This is a genomic window from Neptuniibacter sp. QD48_55, from assembly GCF_047778115.1.
In the GTDB taxonomy this organism is placed as follows: domain Bacteria; phylum Pseudomonadota; class Gammaproteobacteria; order Pseudomonadales; family Balneatricaceae; genus Neptuniibacter.
The window spans coordinates 109,904-131,638 of the sequence record NZ_CP180555.1; the positions used below are offsets into that span (position 1 = coordinate 109,904).

Genomic DNA, 21,735 nt, shown 5'->3' on the forward strand with positions numbered 1-21,735 from the left:
GAGAAATGGCGACTATCGGTTTTATAGGTTTAGGTAACATGGGTGGTCCAATGGCGATCAACCTTGTTAAAGCGGGTCATTCAGTAAAAGCATTCGACCTGTCTCAAGATGCAATTGCCAAAGTAGTGGCTGAAGGTGGCCAAGCTGCTGCGACAGCCGTAGATGCAGCAACAGATGCTGAGTTTGTTATCACAATGCTGCCAGCGGGTAAGCATGTTGAAGGTTTGATGGTATCTGGTGATGCGCCACTGTTTGATGTGGTTGCTGACGGTGCACTAATTATCGACTCATCTACGATCGATGCCGAAACTGCTAAGCAGGTTGCAGCAGTTGGTGCCGAGCGCGGTATCAACTTTATCGATGCGCCGGTATCTGGCGGTGTAGGTGGTGCGGTAGCAGGCACGCTAGCATTCATGGTGGGCGCATCTGACGAGCAGTTCGCTAAAGCAAAACCTGTGCTTGAGTGCATGGGTAAAAACATCTTCCACGCTGGTAGCAACGGCGCAGGCCAGGTCGCTAAAGCGTGTAACAACATGCTGCTAGCGATCCTAATGACAGGTACATCTGAAGCCCTAAACATGGGTGTGAAGAACGGCCTAGACCCAGCAGTGCTATCTGAAATTATGAAGCAGAGCTCCGGTAACAACTGGTCACTACAGGTTTACAACCCGTTCCCAGGTGTGATGGAAGGCGTACCTTCTTCTAACGATTATCAAGGCGGTTTCCAAGTCGATCTAATGTTCAAAGATTTAGGTTTGGCGATGGAGCTAAGCCAACAAAGTGCGTCCCCAACTCCAATGGGTTCGCAGGCACGTGCACTGTTCAATCTGCACAAAGCCAACGGTAACGGCGGGTTGGACTTCTCCAGCGTTCTTCGTCTTTACCAAGACCAGTAAAAAACTTATCCACAGATAAGCGAAACCTGCCAGTTGATGCGTGCTGGCAGGACTTTCCAACCTAAAACAAAAATAATTGAGGTTGATTCGATGGGATACAATCATGAGTATCAGTTGGCTTTGGCGAACACCGAAGCTTACTGGGCGGATCAGGCTGACCGTATTTCTTGGTTCAAAAAGCCGACAAAGACCCTTACAAAAACAGATTTTGGTACCTACAGCTGGTACGCCGATGGTGAGCTGAACAGCGCTTATTTAGCGCTGGATTACCATGTGGAAAATGGCCGTGGTGAGCAGGTTGCGCTGTATTACGATTCCCCTGCTGCCGGTAAAAAAGAGGCTATTACTTACAACCAGCTTCTCGATCGTGTTGCCCGTTTTGCCGGAGCCCTAAAAGCTCAAGGCATCGAGAAAGGCGATACGGTTCTAATCTACATGCCGATGATTCCTGAAGCAGCCGTGGCTATGCTGGCCTGCGCTCGCTTGGGTGCGATTCACTCGGTGGTATTCGGTGGCTTTGCTCCTGCAGAGATGGCGATTCGTATCGATGACGCTAATCCGAAGATGATCCTTACCGCGTCTTGCGGTATCGAGTTTGATAAAACCATTGCCTATAAACCGCTGGTGGATAAAGCGATCGATCTGGCCGAGCACAAGCCAGAGCACACTATTGTGTTCCAGCGAGCGATGGTTAAAGCCGATATGGATCGTGATGGCGATCTGGACTGGATTGAAGTTCAGGAAGGTGTCGAGCCTGCGCCATGCACACCGGTTAAAGGTTCTGACCCGCTTTATATCCTTTACACCTCCGGCACTACCGGCCAGCCCAAAGGGATCGTCCGTGATAATGGCGGTCATGCGGTGGCGCTAAGCTATGCCCTGAATAACGTTTACGGCATGCACCCGGGTGATGTTTGGTGGGGCGCGTCCGATATCGGTTGGGTTGTGGGTCACTCCTTCATCGTTTACGGCCCGCTTATGGGCGGTTGTAGTGCGATCTTCTTTGAAGGTAAGCCGATCAAAACACCGGATGCAGGCACGTTCTGGCGCGTAATCGAAGAGTACAAAGTTAACTCTATGTTCTGTGCGCCAACCGCTTTCCGAGCGATTCGTAAAGAAGACCCAGAAGGTGCGTTGTCTCACAAATACGATCTAAACAGCCTGAAGTGGGTGTTTGTTGCAGGTGAAAAGCTAGATTCCTCAACTTTCCACTGGTTGTCTGACCTGTTGAAAGTGCCAGTGATCGATCACTGGTGGCAGACCGAAACCGGTTGGCCGATGACGGCTCCGATGATGGGTTGGGACAATCCATCTGAAGCGCGCTTAGGTTCTACCAATAAACCAATTCCAGGCTACGACATCCGTGTATTGGATGGCGATGGTAACGAAGTCGAAGACGGCGAAGCGGGCAATATTTGCGTGAAATTGCCGATGCCACCGGGCGTTGCTTGGAGCATCTGGAATAATAACGACCGTTACGTTAGCTCATACCTAGAAGCCTTCCCGGGTTACTACCACACCGGCGATGGCGGCTTTAAAGATGACGATGGCTATATCTACATCACCGGCCGTACCGACGATGTGATCAACGTATCCGGTCACCGTTTATCCACAGGTGAAATGGAAGAGGTTGTTTCTGCTCACCCTGCAGTAGCCGAGTGCGCTGTGATCGGCGTAAACGACGAGCTCAAAGGCCAACTGCCTGTTGGTTTGATCGTGCTAAAAGCCGGTGAACAGATCGAAGAAGAGCAACTACAAACGGAGCTGGTACAGATGGTCCGTGAACAAGTAGGTGCCCTTGCTTGCTTTAGAAGCGCAATCGTAGTGCAACGTTTGCCTAAAACACGATCAGGCAAAATCCTGCGCGCGATACTGCGTAAGATTGCAGCTAAAGAGCAGTATAAAATGCCCTCAACCATCGATGACGCCTCAATTCTTCCTGAGATAGAAGCATTAATCGAAGCGCGAGGCGCCATTTAACCCCCAAGAAAAATTACCCACAGGGATAGTTTCTTCCACTAGGAGCTATCCCACCTATTTTTCAGATTCTGCTCTCTTACCGGCCATGTACTTAGCGCATGTGCCGGTTTTTTTGTTTAGGGGCAGGACGCCGCTTCGCGGCTAGAGAAAAATCAGGACGCCACTGCGTGGCTAGAGGACGGCTGCGCCTAGAGGGAAAGGCTTTGAGTAGCTAGTGACTAGAGAAAAAACTAAGTAGTTAATAGTTGCGTTCTAGCTGTTACAGCGTCTAGTTATTCACCCATGTTCTTCATGAATTGCTCAATTTTTAGTCTAGTGCTAACATTTGTGTGTACGTTATTGTAGGAGTCTATTATGGACACTCGAATTCAATTTCGCGTCGATGAAGAAATAAAACGCCTGGCGCAGCAGATGGCTGAGAGCCAAGGGCGAACGCTGAGTGATGCTTGCCGTGAGTTAACCGAACAGCTAGCTGAGCAACAACGTAAGGTGCAATCTCATGATGCATGGTTAACCGAAGAGGTAAACCAAGCATTTGATAAGCTAGATGCTGGTGAGGCTGTTTTTGTAGATCATGACTCTGCGAAAGCACGTATGGAAGCACGAAAAGCCAAAATTCGTAACAGGGACAAGCGATGATTCTATGGGAAGAAGAATCACTGAACGACCGAGAAAAGATCTTTGAATATCTTTACGACTTTAACCCAAACGCTGCTGAAAAAACCGATGAGCTAATCGAAGCCAAAGTAGAAAATTTATTAGCACAACCGCTAATGGGCGTTAAACGTGAAGGAAAACGCGGCCGACTACTAATCATCCCCGAAATCTCCATGATCGTATCCTATTGGGTAGATGGTGGTTCTGTTCGCGTTATGCGAGTCCTACACCAAAAGCAAAAGTTTCCAATTGTTTAATAATCATTCAGTTAAGGCAAGATATCCCAGCGGGGCTAGAGACCGGCTTTGCCTTTTTGGACGCTAACGCTAGAGGAAAAGCTGAATTGAACAGTTGCACCTACATACTGACCGAGGTTAATGATTTCTATCGTTGCCATGTATTAGCATAGTTACTTTAGTTTTTCTGTTTAGTAGGGATAAATGAAGTTTCGTACTAAAACCATCCTAGGGGTAGCAGTGATTGAGCTTATCCTTCTGGGTATCCTCACGCTCAATTTTATCTCTATGCTTCGAGATTCCAACCAAGAAGAAGCGCTACGTAAGGTCAAACTCACTGAGTCACTTATGATTGCAGCCAGCGAGGATGCGGTCATTTCCTATGATATAGCTACTTTGCAGTCTTTAGCGGATAACGTCATACAGACTCAAGAGCTAGCATATGTTCGTTTTTGGGATAATGACTACAACATTCTCGTTGAAAGCTGGTTGTTAGATGAGAAAACGGCAAGTGACTTCTATCGTTCTTCTGAAACCCTACATCGCACGATACCTATTGAGGTTTCAGGGCAAATTTCGGGTTACGTCCAGTTTGGGATTGATCAGGGCTATATGGCTAACCTTCTCAATACAGCAATCAATCAGACTGTCTCCCTTGCCGTATTTGAAATTCTTCTCGTTGCAGCATTTTCTGCCTTATTAGGCGTTTACTTAACTAATCAGTTGACGGGGCTGACTCTAGCGTCGAACAAAATCAGAGAAGGTAATCTTGGATTCAAACTGCCTGTACGTGGCAATGATGAGCTGTCTGAAACGGTCCAAGCCTTCAATACAATGTCCACTACTTTGAAGCGGCTTGAGATTCAGCGTTTACAGGAAAAAGAGAAACTAGAAATCGCTCATCAGAGGATGCGCTCTTTACTAGATAATTTCCCTTTCCTTATTTGGTTAAAAAATAATGATGGTCAATTTTTATCGGTTAATAAAGCCTTTGCCGATGCGTGTGGAAAGCACAATCCAGAGTCAGTTGAAGGGCTAACAGACTTTGATGTTTGGCCTACAGATCTGGCCAATCAATATCGAATAGATGATCTAAAAGTTATTAATTCAGCCAAAGGCAAAGTGGTTGAAGAGAAAGTTGAATCCGAAGGCGAAAGAATCTGGATAGAGACGTTTAAATCGCCTGTAGTTCATCACGATAAAGTCATAGGGACGGTCGGTTTCGCGCGTGATGTGTCGGAAAGAAAGGAAGCAGCTGAGCGGCAACGTAAAGCAGAAGCTATTTTTAACTCCGCCTCAGAAGCGATACTTCTTGCGGACGCATACGCCAATGTAAAAATGATTAACCCTGCTTTCACGCAAATTACAGGGTATGAAGAAGATGAAATTTTAGGACAGAACGCATCGATACTCAGTTCTGGGCAGCATGATAAAGAGTTTTATCAAATCATGTACGCGGCCTTGGAAACCGAAGGTTCCTGGCAGGGTGAGATTCATAATCGTAAGAAAAACGGTGAGCTCTATGTTCAGTGGCAAACAATTGTTGCTTTGAAGGGCGAGCATGGCCAGGTTGAAGAGTATCTCGCAATATTCAGTGACATTACCCAGAAGAAAGCAGCTGAAGACGAGATTAAATATCGGGCTAACTATGATCAATTAACAGGACTGCCTAATCGAACCTTACTCAATGAACTCTTAAAGCAAGAGCTGCTGCGCAGCCATAGAGAATCAAAAAAGAGTGCGGTGATGTTCCTAGATTTAGACCACTTCAAAAGGATTAACGATACGCTTGGTCATGCTATTGGTGACCTGTTGTTGCAGAAAGTATCTGAGCTGCTGCAAACCACTATTCGGGATTCAGATGTAGTCGCGCGTTTGGGTGGTGATGAATTTATCGTGATCTTATCTGATGTGGATAATGTGACAGATATAAGCGCTGTCGCAGAAAAAATAGTTACCTCTTTGGGCACACCTATTCATATCCATGAGCACGAAATTCGTACTTGTACGAGTATTGGCATAGCGGTATTCCCTGAGGATGGACGTGATGAGGAAGAGCTGCTCAGTCATGCTGATATGGCAATGTATAAAGCTAAAGAGTCAGGTCGAGGTCAGTATCGATTCTTCAATACTGAGATGGCAAAAGAGATCAGATCATCTAGATCAATAGAGTTAGAGCTCAGCAACGTAATAGAAAATGAAGAACTGTGTGTTGCTTTCCAGCCAATCGTCAACATTTCCGATCATTCCATTTGTGGCTATGAAGCGTTGATGAGGTGGCCCGAGCAAACCAATCAGAAAGTATCTGTAGAACAGTCTATTCGTAACGCTGAAGAGTTCGGATTGATTCAGCCTCTCTTTGAAGTTGTATTTAATAAAGCTGCTCAAGGCTTTAGCCAATTGCTTAAAGACTCGGCTACTGCTGATCTGTATTTCACGGTTAATGTGTCGTCACATCAAATCCCAGATCGTTTATCGCTTGATTGGGTTGTTCAACGATTGGCCGATTATGGATTATCGCCTCAGCATTTGATCATAGAGTTAACAGAAGGTGTTTTCCTCTCGGACTCGCCTGAGAATCTAAGATGGTTAAAGCGTGCACGAGAGATGGGAATTCGTATTTCACTGGACGATTTTGGAACAGGATATTCTTCATTAGCTTACCTGAAACGTTTCACCGTTGATTTCCTTAAAATTGATCGTGGCTTTGTAGCGAATTTGCAACAGACAGGGGCAGATTACTCTCTTATCAAATCAGTTATTTCTCTCTCTGATGCCTTTGGTCTGACTGTTATCGCGGAAGGCGTAGAAACTGAGGAGCAGGCGCAAGTGTTAGCTGAGCTTGGATGCGAAGCAGCACAAGGTTATTTTTATGGAAAACCCAAGCTGGTTCAGTTATCAGAAGCGGAGTCTATTTCCTAAAAGGCTCATTAAAATGCAATGGGATTACTTGAAAAAGAGGGTCTATTTAAGGCCCTCTTTCCATGTAGAGATCAGTTAAATCTACTTACATTTAAGGCATATAAAGCTCGCCATAGAAACCATGGGTATTCAGCGTAATCGTGACCGGAGCGTCACTGGTATTTTGCCAATACCAGCCATGGGTTCCTTTGAATGGCGCGGTGAAATTACCACTCGCTTGCTGTTGGTTTTTGCCAATCCAATAGCTAGTAAATTCATCTTTACCTGCATTGGGTTCTTCCCCGTGCATATCGAAGTAAACCGATCCACCTTCTGCTGACCAGGTAAACACAAAGTTATCACCGGTGTTCATCGGGGATTTTATTTCGGCTCCTTGTCGGGGCATCAACGTTATTTTCATCGTATCACTACGCGGTTCTGTTTCGCCTTTCCAGAGAGGATTTTCAATGCTTACAGCATTGTTAGCCTGTGATGCTTCCTCGGGTACTTCTGGCTCGGTAGCATGCGCTTGGCTTAGTACATTCAAACCCAAAACCTTGCCCATACCTGTTGGGTCTACGCCATATTCAGCAGGAAGGATTGTGGTGACTAAAATGACAGTGCCCGCTACAAACGCTGCAATTGTCGCTTTGATAAGGCTCTTTGTTGACGGTAAGCCGTCTTTATTGATGTGTGAAATATCGTTCATGATGAAATTCCTATGCAGTAACCCAATAGCCCGTTAATTGAAAACCAATGAGCATAAAGCCCAGTGTCATTAGGACTGCATTGGTAAAGAATGCGTGTTGATTAAACGAAGGTGATTTTCGCCAGAAGTTCATGGCAATCAGAATACCTGCCAAAGCTAACATTTGGCCGATTTCCACACCGACATTGAAAGCTAATATGTTTGCCACTAGGCCATCTTCCGACAGAGTGAAGTCTTGCAGTTTTGTTGCCAGACCAAAGCCGTGGAAGAAGCCGAAAATAAGAACGGCAGCCTTTGTGTTTGGCTGAAAACCGAACCATCTTCGAAATGCGCCAAGGTTATCAAGTGCCTTGTACACAACGGATAAACCAATAATCGCATCAACGATATAGGGGTTTACGTGAGTTTCGCTGAGCACCCCGTAAAGCAGGGTTATACTGTGTCCTACAGCGAATAATGTTACGTAGATGGCAACATCCTTCATTTTGAATAGAAAGAAGATGACACCAAATAGAAACAGTAAGTGATCGTAGCCCGTTACCATGTGTTTGGCACCCAAATACATAAAGGGTAACAATTGCATGCCACTGGCACTTTCGATAAACACAGCATCGCCTTCGGCGACACCATGAGCAAAAGCTTGTGTAGATAGCCCCATACTAACAAGCACCACTAGAACCGTAACCACAGCGATAAGGCTACTTTTCCAGAAGGAACGTGGGGTAGATGAAAAGCCTGGATTCATACCAGTACTCCATTCAAAGTTAATACAGATTTTAGTGCGCTATGCGCGATCGATATCTAACCTAAATTGCGCCGCGGAGGGCGATATAGGTCTCTTTGATAGGGAGGTAAGGTATTTAATGTAAGCGCTGGGTAAGTACTTTGAGCATCAACCTGAGGGCGTTCAGGGTATGCGATGATAAATACTTGGTGATCGAGCGCCATGACTGTATGGATAAAGGGATGGTCGTCTTCGGAAATACCAGACGATTCATCGTGCATATGGTCTAGTGCAGGGGGATGGTAGTGCCCATGCTCTAAAGCGACTTGCCAAGGATCAGCCTCAGGCGCTGTATCGTGCTGAGAGATTTGAACGGCCCAGCTCGCTCGGCTCAACGTCGCCACTAGCAGTAAAGCGATTACTGCTATGCGTGTTACGTTAGATGTCAGGCCTTGGCGTATCATTGACGGTTCAAACACCGTTGAAATTGAATTATCTCGATTCTATCGAAGTTGCTTAGGTAAATAAATTATCCACTTGGATTAGCTTAGGGTGCTTCTGTTACTAGGTTATCTTGATAGAAACAACGATCTGGCTCCATTACTATATGCGTTTTAGCAATATTAGAGGCCAGAGTTGAGTGACTAAGAAAGGTTGGGCTCGGTTTGACAAGATCATGCGGTCGATTCACCTGTACATCGCATTATTCTTGGCACCTTGGTTGTTAATGTACGCGACCAGTGCGTTTTTTCTGAACCATAATGATTGGTTTCGGGACCTATTCGACGTCATTCCTCCCGGCTGGGCGATCGTACAGGAACAGGATTTCAAACCCTATGAGATATCTTCCAGTACTCCGCAACTCACGGCACAAAATCTGCTGTCCAGGCTCGATCTAAAAGGCGATTACCAACTACTGGCAGAGTCCAATAACCGTCAATTGGTCATCCTGCGTTATTCTGGTGCCGGTAACTACCGTATTACCTGGCAAAGTGCGCAGGGCAAGGCTGTGGTTGAGCGGTACGTACCAATATCAATGTATGGCTTTTTACACTATCTGCATTTCAAATCTGGGTTTGAAAGAAAGCAGCTTGCTTCGGATATATGGGCGATAATTGTCGATTTTGTCGCTATTTCTATATGGATGTGGGTTATTTCGGGTCTGTATTTATGGATTCGAAGACGAAAGAAGCAGCATGTAGATATTTTGATTTTTGGTTCTGGTATCACTGCCTTCATAGTATTGGCTATTTTGTTGTATCAGTAGAGGGTAATGTTTTATCAAAGTTAAGAAGTGCATCACCGATAAGTAAGTATCTACAGTGCTTTAATTTCTCATTACAGCCATAAAGTCATGTTCTAGCAAGCAACGCGTCCAGCTATTGACCGCTTTTTCCAGCCTTTCCCCGTTACCAGCCGCCTCTATCCGGAATTATATTTTGTTAGGGTTTTCCCTAATAAAATTCTCGTAATATCGCCCGAAACAGGCTATAAATGAGGTTATAAAAACAACAGAAGTAGATGGTATTACCTATATTGAATCAGGTATGGCCATATTTTTGGAGATTCGGGTATGCAGGTTAAAAACAGTGTTTTTGTTATCACCGGTGGTGGTCGTGGTTTAGGACGCGCAATGGCGGAGAACCTAGCAAAGCAGGGTGGTAAGTTGGCACTGATCGATTTGGATCAAGGCAATTTGGATGAAGCGGTTGCTGCATGTTCTGAGTTCGGCGGAGAGTCCCGCGGTTATGTGTGCAATATCACCGATGAGTCTGCGGTTGAGCAAACCTTCAAACAGATCGTAGCTGACTTTGGCGAGATTAATGGCTTGGTCAATAACGCCGGTCTGATGCGCGACGGCATGCTGATCAAAGTGAAGGATGGTGAGCTGCAAGCGAAGATGAGTCTTGAGCAGTTCCAGTCGGTGGTCGAGGTTAATATGACCGGTACCTTTCTCTGTGGTCGAGAAGCAGCGGCTGCGATGGCAACTCAAGGGACAGGTGGCGTTATTGTAAATATCTCCTCGGTGTCCCGTGCTGGTAATATGGGCCAGACCAACTACTCTGCAACTAAGGCTGCTGTCGCAACTATGGTAACGAGTTGGGCGGGTGAACTAGCGCGCCATAAGATCCGTGTTGGTGGTATTGCACCGGGTGTGATTGCGACAGAGATGACGGCACAAATGAAGCCAGAAGCGATCGAGCGTATGGTCGCAGCTGTACCTGTTCGCCGCTTAGGTGAAGTGGAAGAGATGGCGCATACACTGCAGTATATTATTGAGAACGAGTTCTTTACGGGTCGTATCGTTGAGATGGACGGCGGTCTACGTATCTAATCCGTAGGAGTGATGAGACTTAAATCAGCCTCATCACTCGTCTTCGATCGGTTCACTTTCGCAGGCGTTTTTGAAACTCAAGGTAAAGCTAAAGCTACTACCTTCATCTGGTGTGCTGTCGATCTCTAGCTCTCCATCCATCATCTCGATTAATTGCTTGCTGATAGATAGATTCAGTCCGTGTCCGGTCTGTGTGCTAAAGGCAGGTGCGCTATCGTTACCGGTGATGTTAAACAGGGTTTTTATCTTGTCTTCATCCATGCCTAGGCCGGTATCACGAATAGAAAACTCAAATTGTGACAGTGCGTTGCTGCTAGCTTGTTGCGAAACGCTCAAGATCACGGAGCCTTGGGTGGTAAATTTCAGGGCGTTATCGAGGAAAATATTCAAAATCTGCAACAGGCGCTTGGAATCACCAAACAGGGATGTGTTGATCACTTTTGTTTTCAGTTTGAGCTGTAAACCTTTACCTTGGGCTGCGGGTTTGTTGTGGTCGATCGCTTCGCTGACCAGTGATTCAAGGTTAAATCGAATCGGGTTTAGGTGTGCTTTGCCGGATTCTATTTCGGAGTAATCGACAAGGTTTTCGATCACTTTGAGTAGGTTTTCAGCTGAGTGATGAATCACGCTAAGCACTGCTACAGGATCTTGGATCTGGCTGTTCTGAGCGTTCTGCTCGGTTAGGGTGATGATCGCATTTAACGGTGTATGGATTTCATGACTGATGTTCGACAGGAATTGCGACTTAGATTGACTGATCTGAGCCAGTTCTTGCGCCTTAATCGCAATTTCGTGATTTGATCTCTGCAGGTCTGATGTTCTTTCTCTAACAGCCGTCTCCAAGTTGGAGCGGATGCTGATATCTTCTAGCGAAATAATCAGAGAGGGGATCAGCGTACTGATAAATTGTTGCTCTTCGATGCTGATACTGACGGGGGTTTTTGACAGTATTTCGATGGAGCCTACGAGCTCTTTACCGTGTCGAAGTGGGATGTTGATCAGATTACCTTGCAGTTTTTCCTCGGAATGCGAGGTCTTGCTATGTATCTGAGCATCCCGAACCAAGATCTCAATTTTTCCATCCTGGCGGTACGATTCCTCAATTATTGGCGTGTCTGACGCGTCTAAGTTAGGAATGCGGTTGGTATTTTGATGGTAGTAAGAGATATACAACGCCGATGAAGATAAACAGGGAATCGCTTCAGAGATCACATTAGATACCGCAGAGAAAGAGTCCTGTTTCTCTTTGCTCTCTTTCATTTCCGTTACGCTGCGGAGCAGCAAAAGTGCTAGCTTGTGAGATCTATCGAGGTTTTTGTTTAGCTCGTTAAGTTGGTCTGAGGATTCCGCTAAACGGGTAGTCATGGCGTTGATACTTTGCTCGAGCACCTTCAACTCATCATGACGTTTTCTTGGAATGGTGATGTCAGATTTGCTGAGCTTATCAAAAGTTAAATTCTGCAAGGCACTACTAAGATGCTCAATGGGACGTATCAGCGTAGGACGCACGATATAGAGGAAAATAGCCCACAATGCGGTTGTTTTGATGATGGCATTAATAATGATTAGCGCGAAGCCCGCTTGTACCTTGGTAAGTACAACGTCGGAGCTGGAGTAAAATACCGCTCGACCTACAGCAGCCTCTTCATTTTCCTTGGTGTAAACAATGGAGAACTCGTGTTCCAATAATTGTGTGGGTAAAATTCCGCCAGAGTGCTCAGCTAAATTGTCGTGGGTTAAACCTTCCGCAGAGATAAGCGAATCGCCTAAATCATAAATCTGTAAGCCAACGATAGAAGGGAGTTTCACTATACCTGGTGTAATCGTTTTGGTGCGTTCCAGATCTAAATCCCAAAGGGAATCGGCTAGAGGCTCTTCAAACGAGCTTTGGTAAAGCTGCAGATCCTGCAGCATCGAAGACTTTACGTTGAAGTATTCGATTGCCATGTGAGCCAAGGTTACTATGGCGGCGATAATGATGTAGATCGAAAAAACTAGCTTGATCAGATTGAAGCCGATTGAATCCTTGATTGGTATGGTGCTATCACCCTTCATCATTGATCCTTTTATATCTGACAGTGAGGAGGAATCCATTCGGACCAGACCGTCTGGTTGTCGGCCATCCATTTATCAGCTGCAGCTTCGTAACTCAGACCATCTACATCAACCATTGAGGCCAGCTGGGCAATCATGGCGTTGCTGAAGTTGATGTTTTGTAAGGTTTCATAAGCGCAAGGCCAAGTGTCGGGCATGCCTTTCCAAGCGACTTTTTTGAGCCAACCCTTTTTCGGGTTGCCGCAATCGTGCAGGAAGCGCGGGTTGGTCCCCCAACTGGGTTTAGTCTCGCAGTCGGGGTGATAGTCTGGAAATTCAATAAAGCGGCCCGGGTATTTGGCTTCCACCCAGTTGGGTGTCCAGTTAAATAAAACGATAGGTCGTTGTTCGATAGCCGCACGTTTTAGCTCGACCCAAAGATCATCGCCTTGCTCAACGGTGATCGCTTTAAAGTCCATGCCGAGTGCGCGGATGCGAGCGGCATCAGGTTTCTCCCATGGTCCGCCTAGGTACATCCCTTGCGGGGCAGTGCGGGGATCAACAAAAAGGTCGGAGCATTTTTTTAGCGCCTGCCAATCTGGTAAGCCTGGGCATAACTCTTCGACATACAGTGGATACCACCACTCTTCTCGGGTGATGGCATCGTGGGTGCCGGCATCCACTATAGCTCCGGCATCGATCATACGTTGGAACATCTTGGACATAGTGCCTTCCCAGACTTCGACTTGAACATGGCTCAAGCCTAGTTTGAGTGAACCCCACTGGGCATTACTGGTTTTGTTTACGTAACCGACGTTATAGCCCATCGATTGCAGTACCTGACCCGTAACTCGAGCCAGCACTAACTGGCTGGTCCAGTCGTTCAGTAAAACTTGAATAGGTTTGTCTGATTCCGGCACAGCAGGCTGGTTAGCTGATGTCAGGGGCGCAAAGATAAGTATCAAAAGCGCAGCAATCCATTTATGGCAACGCAGGGTCATAAAATCCTTCTCTGGCTTTGTGTACGAAATTTAAATAGTAGTAATGTTCAGACAGGTTTAACCTCGCGGGCTAACCTCTTGTAAATGTAGCAGTATTTCCAGAAGGCGCCAGCTTACAGCCAGCGTCGAACTTGCTGAGTGTAGGTCTTGTAGCTATCACCAAATAGTGCGGTGAGCGCTTGCTCTTCGGGTTGGATCTGAAACTTGTTCATATACAGGATAAAGCCAACCGAACAGAGCAATGAAGCGGGGTTGGCAAGGTAAACTGCCCAGCTTAAAAGTAGGCACACCAAACCTACATACATAGGGTTGCGTGTGTATTGGAATATGCCTGTGGTGACTAATGCAGAGCTTGCTTCTGGTGTGGTTGGATTCACGGTTGTTTGAACTTTACGAAATGAAATAACACCGGCTAAACCAAACACTAAACCGATCAGAATAATGGCTACTGCAATGGGAATGCGAAGTTCAGTTTGTATCGAAAGGAAAGGCAGTAATTTGGCGCAAAGCCACATCAAGCCTGCAAAGATTAATACCAGTGCGACAGGTGGAATTTTCAGTTCTAGCTTAAGCATGTGGCTTCTCAGGTTGTGAAATCCTAGGTTTAGTATCACCTAATATAAACAATCTGGGAATTATCTTGAGCTAAAAAAATCCGAGGCTTCGATGGATGAAGCCCCAGATTTCCACAACTTTATAAGAAAGTCGGGAGGTTACATGTTTGGATAGTTTGGCCCACCCATGCCTTCTGGTGTAACCCATCTGATATTTTGCGCCGGATCTTTAATATCGCAGGTCTTACAGTGTAAGCAGTTTTGCGAGTTGATCTGGAAGCGTTGACCACCATTTTCTTCATCATCCACCACTTCATATACCCCTGCAGGGCAGTAACGTTGTGCTGGTTCTGCAAAGGTTAACAAGTTTGTCCCTAGTGGGATGCTGCTATCCATTAATTGCAGATGGCAAGGTTGGTCTTCCTCGTGGTTGGTATTGGAAAGGAAAACCGAGGAGAGCTTGTCGAAGCTCAGTTTGCCATCAGGCTTAGGATATTCGATCGGCGTAAAGTTACTCGCTGGTTGTAACTGAGCGTGGTCTTCGTGGTCATCATGCAGGGTAATCGGCAGCTTACCGGCGAAGATATTCTGATCTACATAGTTGAATGCACCGCCCATAATGGCACCAAACTTATGCATCGCAGGACCAAAGTTACGGGAGCGGAACAGCTCATCGTATAGCCAAGATTGCTCGAATAGATCCTGATAACGCTCAAGGTCTGTACCACCAGAACAACCAGACGCTACCGCTTCAAAGATCGCTTCAGCACCGAGCATGCCGGATTTCATCGCCGTGTGAGTGCCCTTGATCTTGCTGAAGTTCAGTGTGCCGGCATTACAGCCAACCAATAAACCACCTGGGAAGTTCATTTTTGGCAGAGAGTTGAAGCCGCCTTTAGTGATCGCACGGGCACCATAAGATACACGGGTACCGCCGTCTAAATGTTTCTTTAATACAGGGTGATGTTTCAGACGCTGGAACTCATCAAATGGACTGATATGCGGGTTGGCGTAGTTAAGGTCTACGATCAAGCCGGCAACCACTTGGTTGTTATCCGTGTGATAAAGGAAGAAACCGCCACTGGTATCTTTATCTAGAGGCCAGCCCGAACCATGCACGACCAAGCCTGGTTGGTGCTGTTCGGCTGGGATATCCCATAGCTCTTTGATACCAATGCCGTAGTGTTGTGCATCTGCTTCTTGGTTCAGATCAAACTTGTTGATCAGCTCTTTGCCTAAGTGACCACGACAGCCTTCGGAAAAGACGGTGTATTTAGCGTGTAGCTCCATACCTGGCATGTAGCTGTCTTTCTGCTCGCCTGTTTCAGTTAGGCCCATATCACCTGTGGCAATACCGCGTACGCTGCCATCGGCATTGTAAAGAATCTCAGAAGCTGCGAAGCCCGGGAAAATTTCTACGCCTAGTTCTTCAGCGCGTTCGGCTAACCAACGGCAGACATTACCTAAACTAACAATGTAGTTGCCTTGGTTGTGCATCGTTTTTGGCACAAAGGCATTAGGGATTTTGTTACCGTTGTCGCCATCTTTAAGCAGGTAAACCTCATCTTCCGTAACTGCCGTCGTTAGCGGAGCATCTTGCTCTTTCCAATTAGGGAACAGCTCATCTAGGGCACGGGTTTCCATAATGGCGCCGGACAGAATATGGGCGCCTACTTCAGAGCCCTTTTCGACTACGCATACGGTTAGCTCTTGTTCTTTATCTTGTGCTAATTGCATCAATCTGCAAGCAGTTGATAAGCCTGCAGGGCCTGCACCTACGATGACTACATCAAATTCCATCGACTCTCTTGTCATGTCGATCTCCCCTCATAGTTGGTTGAGGAATCTGCGTTATTCTGCCGCTCTCTAGTGATTCCACTTAGTTATGTGAGACTGCTCTATAAAAGAGGACTCGTTTATAGAGGAGTATTATATAGGTGTTTTCCCTAATAAATAAATAGCCTGATTATTAGCCTATAGGAGGGTTTTATAAATTTTAGGGGTGTTTGCTTATTATTTTTAAATGAGTATGATTAGGGAAAACACTTATTATGCTTGAGGCGAATTGCCTACGTCGCCGAAATGAGCGCATATTTAGACATAAGCAAAACAGAGTGTGTGAAGCGCTCTTACAACTAAAACTAAAAGGTCTTTGCTGATGAAGGTACTTGTAACCGTTAAACGTGTTATCGACTACAACGTCAAAGTACGTGTTAAGTCGGACAATACAGATGTTGATTTGGCCAACGTAAAAATGGCTTTGAATCCATTTTGTGAAATTGCTGTCGAAGAAGCCGTGCGCTTAAAAGAAGCGGGCACAGCTTCAGAAATTGTTGTGGTGTCTATTGGCCCTAAAGCCTGCCAGGAGCAGATCCGTACGGCGCTAGCCCTCGGTGCAGACCGTGGTATCCAGATCGAAACTGAAGATATGCCTGAGTCACTTAACGTGGCGAAGTTACTGGCGAAAGTGATCGATGAAGAGCAGCCTGGTCTTGTGATTATGGGTAAACAGGCGATCGATTCTGATAACAATCAGACCGGCCAGATGTTGGCTGCGCTAACTGATATGCCACAAGGTACTTTCGCCTCTGAAGTTAAGATTGAAGGTGACAAGGTTAATGTGACTCGTGAAGTTGATGGCGGTTTACAGACGGTTGCACTGAACATGCCGGCAATCGTGACCACCGATCTACGCTTGAATGAGCCTCGCTATGCTTCTCTGCCAAATATCATGAAGGCTAAACGTAAGCCTTTAGATATTAAAACTCCGGCTGATCTAGGTGTTGAGCTGAAAGCACATACCAAGTTGCTAAAAGTGACGCCGCCTGCTGAACGTCAGGCCGGGATTAAAGTCTCCAGTGTTGATGAGCTGGTGGAAAAACTTAAAAACGAAGCGAAAGTACTTTAAGGGGCGAAGACATGGCGATTTTAATTATTGCAGAACATGACAATAGCGCTCTAAAGGGAGCGACGTTAAATGCAGTGACAGCTGCATCTCAGATGGGTAGTGATCTTCACCTGCTGGTTGCTGGTGCAAACTGTAGCGCTGTAGCAGAGGCTGCTTCACAAGTAGCAGGTGTTGAGAAAGTTTTGCTGGCAGACAATGCTGCTTACGAACAACAACTTGCTGAAAATATGGGTAAGTTGGTGGCTGAAATAGGTAAGGATTACAGCCATATCGTAGCGCCCGCGACGACTACAGGTAAAAACTTTATGCCGCGTGTGGCTGCGCTTTTAGACGTAGCGCAGATCTCTGATATTACTGCGGTGGAATCGGATAATACCTTCCAGCGTCCAATCTATGCCGGCAATGCGATCGCAACGGTTGAATCTTGCGACTCGGTAAAAGTTATCACTGTCCGTGGTACTGCATTTGATGCTGCGGCATCTGAGGGGGGAAGTGCTTCTACTGAGAGTATTTCAGCAGTACACGACAGTGGTATCTCTAGCTTTGTTGGCGAAGAGATGGCGCAGTCTGATCGTCCAGAACTTACAGCTGCAGAGGTAATCATCTCTGGTGGTCGTGGTATGGGTAACGGTGAAAACTTTGCCATGCTGGAAAAAGTCGCAGATAAGCTGGGTGCAGCAGTCGGTGCATCCCGTGCAGCAGTAGATGCAGGCTTTGTACCGAACGATATGCAGGTGGGTCAAACCGGTAAGATCGTTGCGCCAGAGCTGTATATTGCTGTAGGCATCTCCGGTGCGATCCAGCACTTGGCGGGTATGAAAGATTCGAAAATTATTGTCGCAATCAACAAAGATGAAGAAGCGCCAATCTTCTCGGTCGCCGATTACGGTTTAGTGGCAGATCTATTTGATGCCGTTCCTGAGCTAGAGCAAAAGTTATCTAGTTAGGATAAATAGTCTTCTACGTGTGAATTACCTCTTTTTCACTCTACGTTTGCCGGTACCGTTGGTACCGGCTTTTTTATGCCTGTGGTTCTATACCATCGTGAATTTCAGGTGCTGTTAGCGGTAGTTCTAAAATAAAGGTAGTGCCGGTATCGAAGCTACTGTTGACTCGGATCGTGCCACCTAAAACGTGATTCACGATCGAATAAACAATGCTCAAACCTAAACCGGAGTTTCCTTGCCCAAGGGAGGTTGTGAAGAACGGATCAAACACCTGTGCTAGATATTTTGATGGGATGCCGCAGCCGTTATCTGCCACTTTAAGGATGATATTCTCATCACTTTTTGCATAGCTTATAGATACATCAACAGGTTCTGCTTGGTTAGATCCATGGATAACCGCGTTGTTGATTAGGTGGACTAATGCTTGTGCCAGCGGAGCTGGGTAAGTGTCCATCGTCAATGTGGAATCGCCATTTACAGATACATTGATCTTGTCCTCTTCAATATCGTTGGTAGCGATCACGGTTGAGTCTTCAATGACTTCCGCAATATTGATCAGTTGCCGGTGCTCTTGGCTTTGGTGAACTGATATCTGTTTGAAGTTACGCAGTAGGGTAACGGCCCGTCGCAGTGCGTCTGCTTCTAGCTCTAAGGATCCTTGGCTGTCACTTAGGAAATCGAGTAACGCTTGTTTGGTTAAGGCGTCATTACCGACCAGCTTTTCGAGTTGATCAATCTGTTCTTTTAGAGTGCTACTCAAGGTAATAGCCATACCCAAAGGTGTGTTTATCTCATGAGCGACGCCGCTCACTATGGAGTTAAGCGCGGCCATTTTTTCAGTTTGTACGAGCTGTTTTTGAGTACGGGTGAGGCGATCAACCGTTTCTTCGAGAGAGGCTTTGGCGCTGGATAGAGATTGAGTGCGTTCTCTGACTTGGCGCTTTAACGTAATAATGGACGCTAATGCTAAGCAGGCTAAAACGAACGCGGCTCCAAAACCGAACTGATAGTAGATCTGGTTAAGTTTATCTTCTGTGAGATAGACCATGTTATATCCAGACCACTGCTGATTAAGGCTTGCTAGGGTACCCTCTTTTTCCATCAGTTCTATGCCTTTTTGGAGCTGTTGGACCAGTTCAGTATCGTTTTTTCTGACTCCCATATGGGTCGCTTTGGTAGCGATTGGGGTGGGTGCAAACTTAATCCCTTTTAGTTTATTTTTTTGAACCACATAAGAACCGACCCATTTAGTGGTAGCTAAGGCATCAATCTCACCTTTCAAAAGTTTTTGGAAACCATCTAGATGATCATTGATTGTGACTAGCTCTGCTTGGCTTTGGGTCTCTATTATTTTGCGAGGAAAGCCGCCTTTAGATACGCCGGTTTTGATCCCTTTGAGATCTTCTAAACCATGGATTGTGAGGTTATCACTGCGAAGGAAGAGACTAATTTCAAACTGTAAAAAACTATCAACAAAGGCGTAATCTTTAACCCGGTCAGGGTTAGGACTGAAAACGGTCAGAACATCGGCTCTACCTTCTAACACGGCTTGCTGCGCCTGCTTCCAATTCATCAGGTTGTATTCAACTTTGCGGTTTAGCGCTTTCGAATATTCTTCAAGAAAAGACGCAAAAATTCCCCTTGGTTTGCCATCTTCTAACCACTCAATCGGTGGGTAATCTTTATCTCCAACAAAGCGAATGGTGGGTTGTTCGCTGTCAGGTCCAAAGGTGATTTGCGCAATAGATAGCTGGGAGAAAAGAAAGAGCATTCCAGCAAATAGCATCTGATAAGTGACACGCATCAATATTTTATATCTCTAAATTAAATACTCTGTTTATTGAGTATAGGAAGACTTGGATTAGATGCCATGGAAGAATTCACATCAATAGTGTTGTTCTAAGACCTGCTCAATCCACTACAACAAAATGTGGTCGTGGAACTGAAGTATGTTAAGCTCGGATAGCGCTCAAAGTTAACATTGGAAGTATTGAGGTAACGCAGTTGTCCGAAGGTGTATCAGATCTGGTCAGGGAAAATACGCAGCTGCGTCAGCGTATTCAGTATCTTGAGAAAGTCGAGCAGTCTCTTATGGAAACTGAAACGCGCTATGCTTTGGCGATGAAAGGTGCGAATGAGGGGCTATGGGATTGGGATCCTGTCAGTAAAGAACTCTACCTTTCTGCCCGCTTATTAAGCACCATCGGCATGGGCAAAGACACTATTAAGACCACTTCAAGTGAGTGGCTACAATGGGTCCATGAGGATGATCGTGAACGTTACCAAAAAGTCCTTTGTCGGCACCTTAAAGGTGAAACCGAATTTTTCCGTTGCGAGTACCGAGTAAAAAATAATAACGGTGGCTATTTCTGGGTCCTTGCTCATGGCTTGGCACTGAGAAATGAGAACAATGTTGCTTACCGGATGGTGGGCTCTATTGGCGATATCACCGAGCGTAAGAACTACGAATCAAAACTTCTCCACCAAGCCACTTATGATCACCTCACCGGTTTGCCTAACCGTGTATTGGCGATGGATCGGCTCTCACAAGCTTTAACACGCGCCAATAAGAATCAAACCTCGGTCGGAATCCTATTCGTTGATCTAGATAACTTTAAAAAGATTAACGATACCTTAGGGCATGAAGTGGGTGATCAGCACCTTCAAGAGATCAGTCGACGCTTGGGCTACTGTGTGCATGGCGACGACACTATTGCGCGTTTGGGCGGTGATGAGTTTTTAGTCATATTGCCAGATCGTAAAGCCCACGATGAAATCTCGGATATATGTGAGCGGATTTTAAGAACGGCAGTGCAGCCGGTGTTGATCAATGGCTATGAGTTATCCACATCGGCGAGTATCGGTATTACGGTTGCGCCTAAAGATGGCCAAGATCCTGTTGCCCTACTGCGTAATGCTGATGCTGCAATGTATAAAGCCAAAGCAGTGGGCAAAGATGCCTTCCGTTTCTATACGAGGGAGATGGAGCATGAAACGGTGTTTAAATTCACCATGGAATCCTATCTCCGTCGTGCTCTTTCTCAAAATCAGCTCAGCTTGAGCTATCAAAGCATCATCGATGCGGCCAGCGGTAAAATCATAGGTGCAGAAGCCCTATTGCGTTGGTCATGTCCAGAGTATGGTCAGGTCTCTCCTGATCAATTTATCCCTTTAGCTGAAGAGTCGGGTTTGATTGTACCTATTGGTGATTGGGTGCTTGAACAAGCCTGTAAGCAAGCGGCTCGATGGGCAGAGCTTATGGGAGAACCGTTCAAAATAGCCGTGAACGTGGCATTCCCGCAGTTCCGTGATGGTCATTTGGAATACACGGTTAAGCGTGTACTCCGTGAAACAGGTTTGCAGCCTGAGGCTCTCGAGCTTGAGCTCACCGAACGCCTTCTCATGGAGGATGAACGTGGTTGTGGTGAGGCGTTGAAGCATCTTAGTGAAATGGGGGTTCAGCTCTCGATTGATGATTTCGGCACAGGCTATTCAGCCCTTAATTACCTGCAAAAATTCCCTGTGGATACCTTAAAAATTGATCGCAGTTTTACAGCTGAACTGAGTGTCACACCCGAAAGTCCTGCGCTGATCTCCGGTATTATTCAGATGGCTCATGCCTTAGGGCTGAAAGTCGTCGGCGAGGGTGTGGAACTGGCTGAGCAACGAGATTTCTTGCAGCAAAAATCTTGTGATTATTTTCAGGGTTATCTGTTCTCGAAGCCCCTACCAGCAGAGCATTTTACTGAATTACTGCAAGCACAGTTACAACAAGCTTAACGGCACTTATTGATTCTGGTATCTGCGTGTATCATTACTGTATTACCCGTTCCACTGGGTTTAATCGGTAGTT

18 protein-coding genes are annotated in these 21,735 nt (G+C 46.1%); 10 read left to right on the forward strand and 8 right to left on the reverse strand.

Going from position 1 to position 21,735, the window contains the following annotated elements; all coding sequences use genetic code 11:
- The first annotated feature begins 5 nt into the window (after nt 1-5).
- The 5 genes from mmsB (at nt 6) to ACMXYW_RS00520 (ending at nt 6,691) form a co-directional block, all read left to right on the forward strand.
- The gene (gene mmsB / locus ACMXYW_RS00500) at nt 6-896 is read left to right on the forward strand and encodes a 3-hydroxyisobutyrate dehydrogenase (protein WP_415883055.1); all 891 of its coding nucleotides are present in this window, start codon (nt 6-8) and stop codon (nt 894-896) included.
- 90 nt (nt 897-986) lie between these two features.
- Entirely contained in the window at nt 987-2,876 is a 1,890-nt protein-coding gene (locus ACMXYW_RS00505) for an AMP-binding protein (RefSeq protein WP_415904839.1), read from the forward strand.
- A 354-nt stretch (nt 2,877-3,230) separates the two neighbouring features.
- Nucleotides 3,231-3,515, forward strand: a complete 285-nt coding sequence (locus ACMXYW_RS00510; protein ID WP_415904840.1) for a damage-inducible protein J — start codon at nt 3,231-3,233, stop codon at nt 3,513-3,515.
- A complete protein-coding gene (locus tag ACMXYW_RS00515) occupies nt 3,512-3,790 on the forward strand; it encodes a type II toxin-antitoxin system RelE/ParE family toxin (RefSeq protein ID WP_415904841.1) in 279 nt (92 codons plus the stop codon). The genes ACMXYW_RS00510 and ACMXYW_RS00515 overlap by 4 nt, the downstream gene beginning before the upstream one ends.
- A gap of 183 nt (nt 3,791-3,973) precedes the next feature.
- A complete protein-coding gene (locus tag ACMXYW_RS00520) occupies nt 3,974-6,691 on the forward strand; it encodes an EAL domain-containing protein (RefSeq protein WP_415904842.1) in 2,718 nt (905 codons plus the stop codon).
- 91 nt (nt 6,692-6,782) lie between these two features.
- Here the strand turns inward: ACMXYW_RS00520 and ACMXYW_RS00525 are convergent, their stop codons facing one another.
- The 3 genes from ACMXYW_RS00525 to ACMXYW_RS00535 all read right to left on the reverse strand — a co-directional run bounded on the left by ACMXYW_RS00525 (nt 6,783) and on the right by ACMXYW_RS00535 (nt 8,567).
- The gene (locus ACMXYW_RS00525; protein WP_415904843.1) at nt 6,783-7,379 is read right to left on the reverse strand and encodes a hypothetical protein; all 597 of its coding nucleotides are present in this window, start codon (nt 7,377-7,379) and stop codon (nt 6,783-6,785) included.
- A 10-nt stretch (nt 7,380-7,389) separates the two neighbouring features.
- Nucleotides 7,390-8,037: a HupE/UreJ family protein gene (locus ACMXYW_RS00530; protein ID WP_415905897.1), complete on the reverse strand. Its 648-nt coding sequence runs from the start codon at nt 8,035-8,037 to the stop codon at nt 7,390-7,392.
- Between the two features lie 143 nt (nt 8,038-8,180).
- Nucleotides 8,181-8,567, reverse strand: coding sequence for a hypothetical protein (locus ACMXYW_RS00535; protein WP_415904844.1), 387 nt, complete (start codon nt 8,565-8,567; stop codon nt 8,181-8,183).
- Between the two features lie 176 nt (nt 8,568-8,743).
- Here ACMXYW_RS00535 and ACMXYW_RS00540 point away from each other — a divergent pair, with 176 nt between their 5' ends.
- Nucleotides 8,744-9,370: a PepSY-associated TM helix domain-containing protein gene (locus tag ACMXYW_RS00540; RefSeq protein WP_415904845.1), complete on the forward strand. Its 627-nt coding sequence runs from the start codon at nt 8,744-8,746 to the stop codon at nt 9,368-9,370.
- A gap of 306 nt (nt 9,371-9,676) precedes the next feature.
- Nucleotides 9,677-10,438, forward strand: coding sequence for an SDR family oxidoreductase (locus ACMXYW_RS00545; protein ID WP_415883064.1), 762 nt, complete (start codon nt 9,677-9,679; stop codon nt 10,436-10,438).
- 33 nt (nt 10,439-10,471) lie between these two features.
- On the opposite strand, the gene ACMXYW_RS00550 is transcribed toward ACMXYW_RS00545, so the two are convergent.
- The 4 genes from ACMXYW_RS00550 to ACMXYW_RS00565 all read right to left on the reverse strand — a co-directional run bounded on the left by ACMXYW_RS00550 (nt 10,472) and on the right by ACMXYW_RS00565 (nt 15,842).
- Entirely contained in the window at nt 10,472-12,565 is a 2,094-nt protein-coding gene (locus ACMXYW_RS00550; RefSeq protein WP_415904846.1) for an ATP-binding protein, read from the reverse strand.
- The gene (locus tag ACMXYW_RS00555; RefSeq protein ID WP_415899699.1) at nt 12,505-13,473 is read right to left on the reverse strand and encodes an ABC transporter substrate-binding protein; all 969 of its coding nucleotides are present in this window, start codon (nt 13,471-13,473) and stop codon (nt 12,505-12,507) included. Before ACMXYW_RS00555 ends, ACMXYW_RS00550 begins: the two co-directional genes overlap by 61 nt.
- Before the next feature lie 113 nt (nt 13,474-13,586).
- Complete coding sequence (locus tag ACMXYW_RS00560; protein WP_415904847.1) at nt 13,587-14,048, reverse strand: methyltransferase family protein; 462 nt, start codon at nt 14,046-14,048, stop codon at nt 13,587-13,589.
- Between the two features lie 138 nt (nt 14,049-14,186).
- Entirely contained in the window at nt 14,187-15,842 is a 1,656-nt protein-coding gene (locus tag ACMXYW_RS00565) for an electron transfer flavoprotein-ubiquinone oxidoreductase (RefSeq protein ID WP_415899700.1), read from the reverse strand.
- A 343-nt stretch (nt 15,843-16,185) separates the two neighbouring features.
- Here ACMXYW_RS00565 and ACMXYW_RS00570 point away from each other — a divergent pair, with 343 nt between their 5' ends.
- Both ACMXYW_RS00570 and ACMXYW_RS00575 read left to right on the forward strand, forming a co-directional pair.
- Nucleotides 16,186-16,935, forward strand: coding sequence for an electron transfer flavoprotein subunit beta/FixA family protein (locus ACMXYW_RS00570; protein WP_415899701.1), 750 nt, complete (start codon nt 16,186-16,188; stop codon nt 16,933-16,935).
- An 11-nt stretch (nt 16,936-16,946) separates the two neighbouring features.
- Nucleotides 16,947-17,882: an electron transfer flavoprotein subunit alpha/FixB family protein gene (locus ACMXYW_RS00575; protein ID WP_415904848.1), complete on the forward strand. Its 936-nt coding sequence runs from the start codon at nt 16,947-16,949 to the stop codon at nt 17,880-17,882.
- 73 nt (nt 17,883-17,955) lie between these two features.
- Here the strand turns inward: ACMXYW_RS00575 and ACMXYW_RS00580 are convergent, their stop codons facing one another.
- On the reverse strand, nt 17,956-19,686 hold the full coding sequence (locus ACMXYW_RS00580; protein WP_415899703.1) for an ATP-binding protein: 1,731 nt from the start codon (nt 19,684-19,686) through the stop codon (nt 17,956-17,958).
- A 200-nt stretch (nt 19,687-19,886) separates the two neighbouring features.
- Here ACMXYW_RS00580 and ACMXYW_RS00585 point away from each other — a divergent pair, with 200 nt between their 5' ends.
- A complete protein-coding gene (locus ACMXYW_RS00585) occupies nt 19,887-21,662 on the forward strand; it encodes a putative bifunctional diguanylate cyclase/phosphodiesterase (protein WP_415904849.1) in 1,776 nt (591 codons plus the stop codon).
- The last annotated feature ends 73 nt before the right edge of the window (nt 21,663-21,735 follow it).

Bases quoted from the DNA above. Each gene is read 5' to 3' on its own strand.
- mmsB (WP_415883055.1), top strand. From the start codon at position 6: ATGGCGACTATCGGTTTTATAGGTTTAGGTAACATGGGTGGTCCAATG.
- ACMXYW_RS00505 (WP_415904839.1), top strand. From the start codon at position 987: ATGGGATACAATCATGAGTATCAGTTGGCTTTGGCGAACACCGAAGCT.
- ACMXYW_RS00510 (WP_415904840.1), top strand. From the start codon at position 3,231: ATGGACACTCGAATTCAATTTCGCGTCGATGAAGAAATAAAACGCCTG.
- ACMXYW_RS00515 (WP_415904841.1), top strand. From the start codon at position 3,512: ATGATTCTATGGGAAGAAGAATCACTGAACGACCGAGAAAAGATCTTT.
- ACMXYW_RS00520 (WP_415904842.1), top strand. From the start codon at position 3,974: ATGAAGTTTCGTACTAAAACCATCCTAGGGGTAGCAGTGATTGAGCTT.
- ACMXYW_RS00525 (WP_415904843.1), bottom strand. From the start codon at position 7,379: ATGAACGATATTTCACACATCAATAAAGACGGCTTACCGTCAACAAAG.
- ACMXYW_RS00530 (WP_415905897.1), bottom strand. From the start codon at position 8,037: ATGGGGCTATCTACACAAGCTTTTGCTCATGGTGTCGCCGAAGGCGAT.
- ACMXYW_RS00535 (WP_415904844.1), bottom strand. From the start codon at position 8,567: ATGATACGCCAAGGCCTGACATCTAACGTAACACGCATAGCAGTAATC.
- ACMXYW_RS00545 (WP_415883064.1), top strand. From the start codon at position 9,677: ATGCAGGTTAAAAACAGTGTTTTTGTTATCACCGGTGGTGGTCGTGGT.
- ACMXYW_RS00550 (WP_415904846.1), bottom strand. From the start codon at position 12,565: ATGGATGGCCGACAACCAGACGGTCTGGTCCGAATGGATTCCTCCTCA.
- ACMXYW_RS00555 (WP_415899699.1), bottom strand. From the start codon at position 13,473: ATGACCCTGCGTTGCCATAAATGGATTGCTGCGCTTTTGATACTTATC.
- ACMXYW_RS00560 (WP_415904847.1), bottom strand. From the start codon at position 14,048: ATGCTTAAGCTAGAACTGAAAATTCCACCTGTCGCACTGGTATTAATC.
- ACMXYW_RS00565 (WP_415899700.1), bottom strand. From the start codon at position 15,842: ATGACAAGAGAGTCGATGGAATTTGATGTAGTCATCGTAGGTGCAGGC.
- ACMXYW_RS00570 (WP_415899701.1), top strand. From the start codon at position 16,186: ATGAAGGTACTTGTAACCGTTAAACGTGTTATCGACTACAACGTCAAA.
- ACMXYW_RS00575 (WP_415904848.1), top strand. From the start codon at position 16,947: ATGGCGATTTTAATTATTGCAGAACATGACAATAGCGCTCTAAAGGGA.
- ACMXYW_RS00580 (WP_415899703.1), bottom strand. From the start codon at position 19,686: ATGCGTGTCACTTATCAGATGCTATTTGCTGGAATGCTCTTTCTTTTC.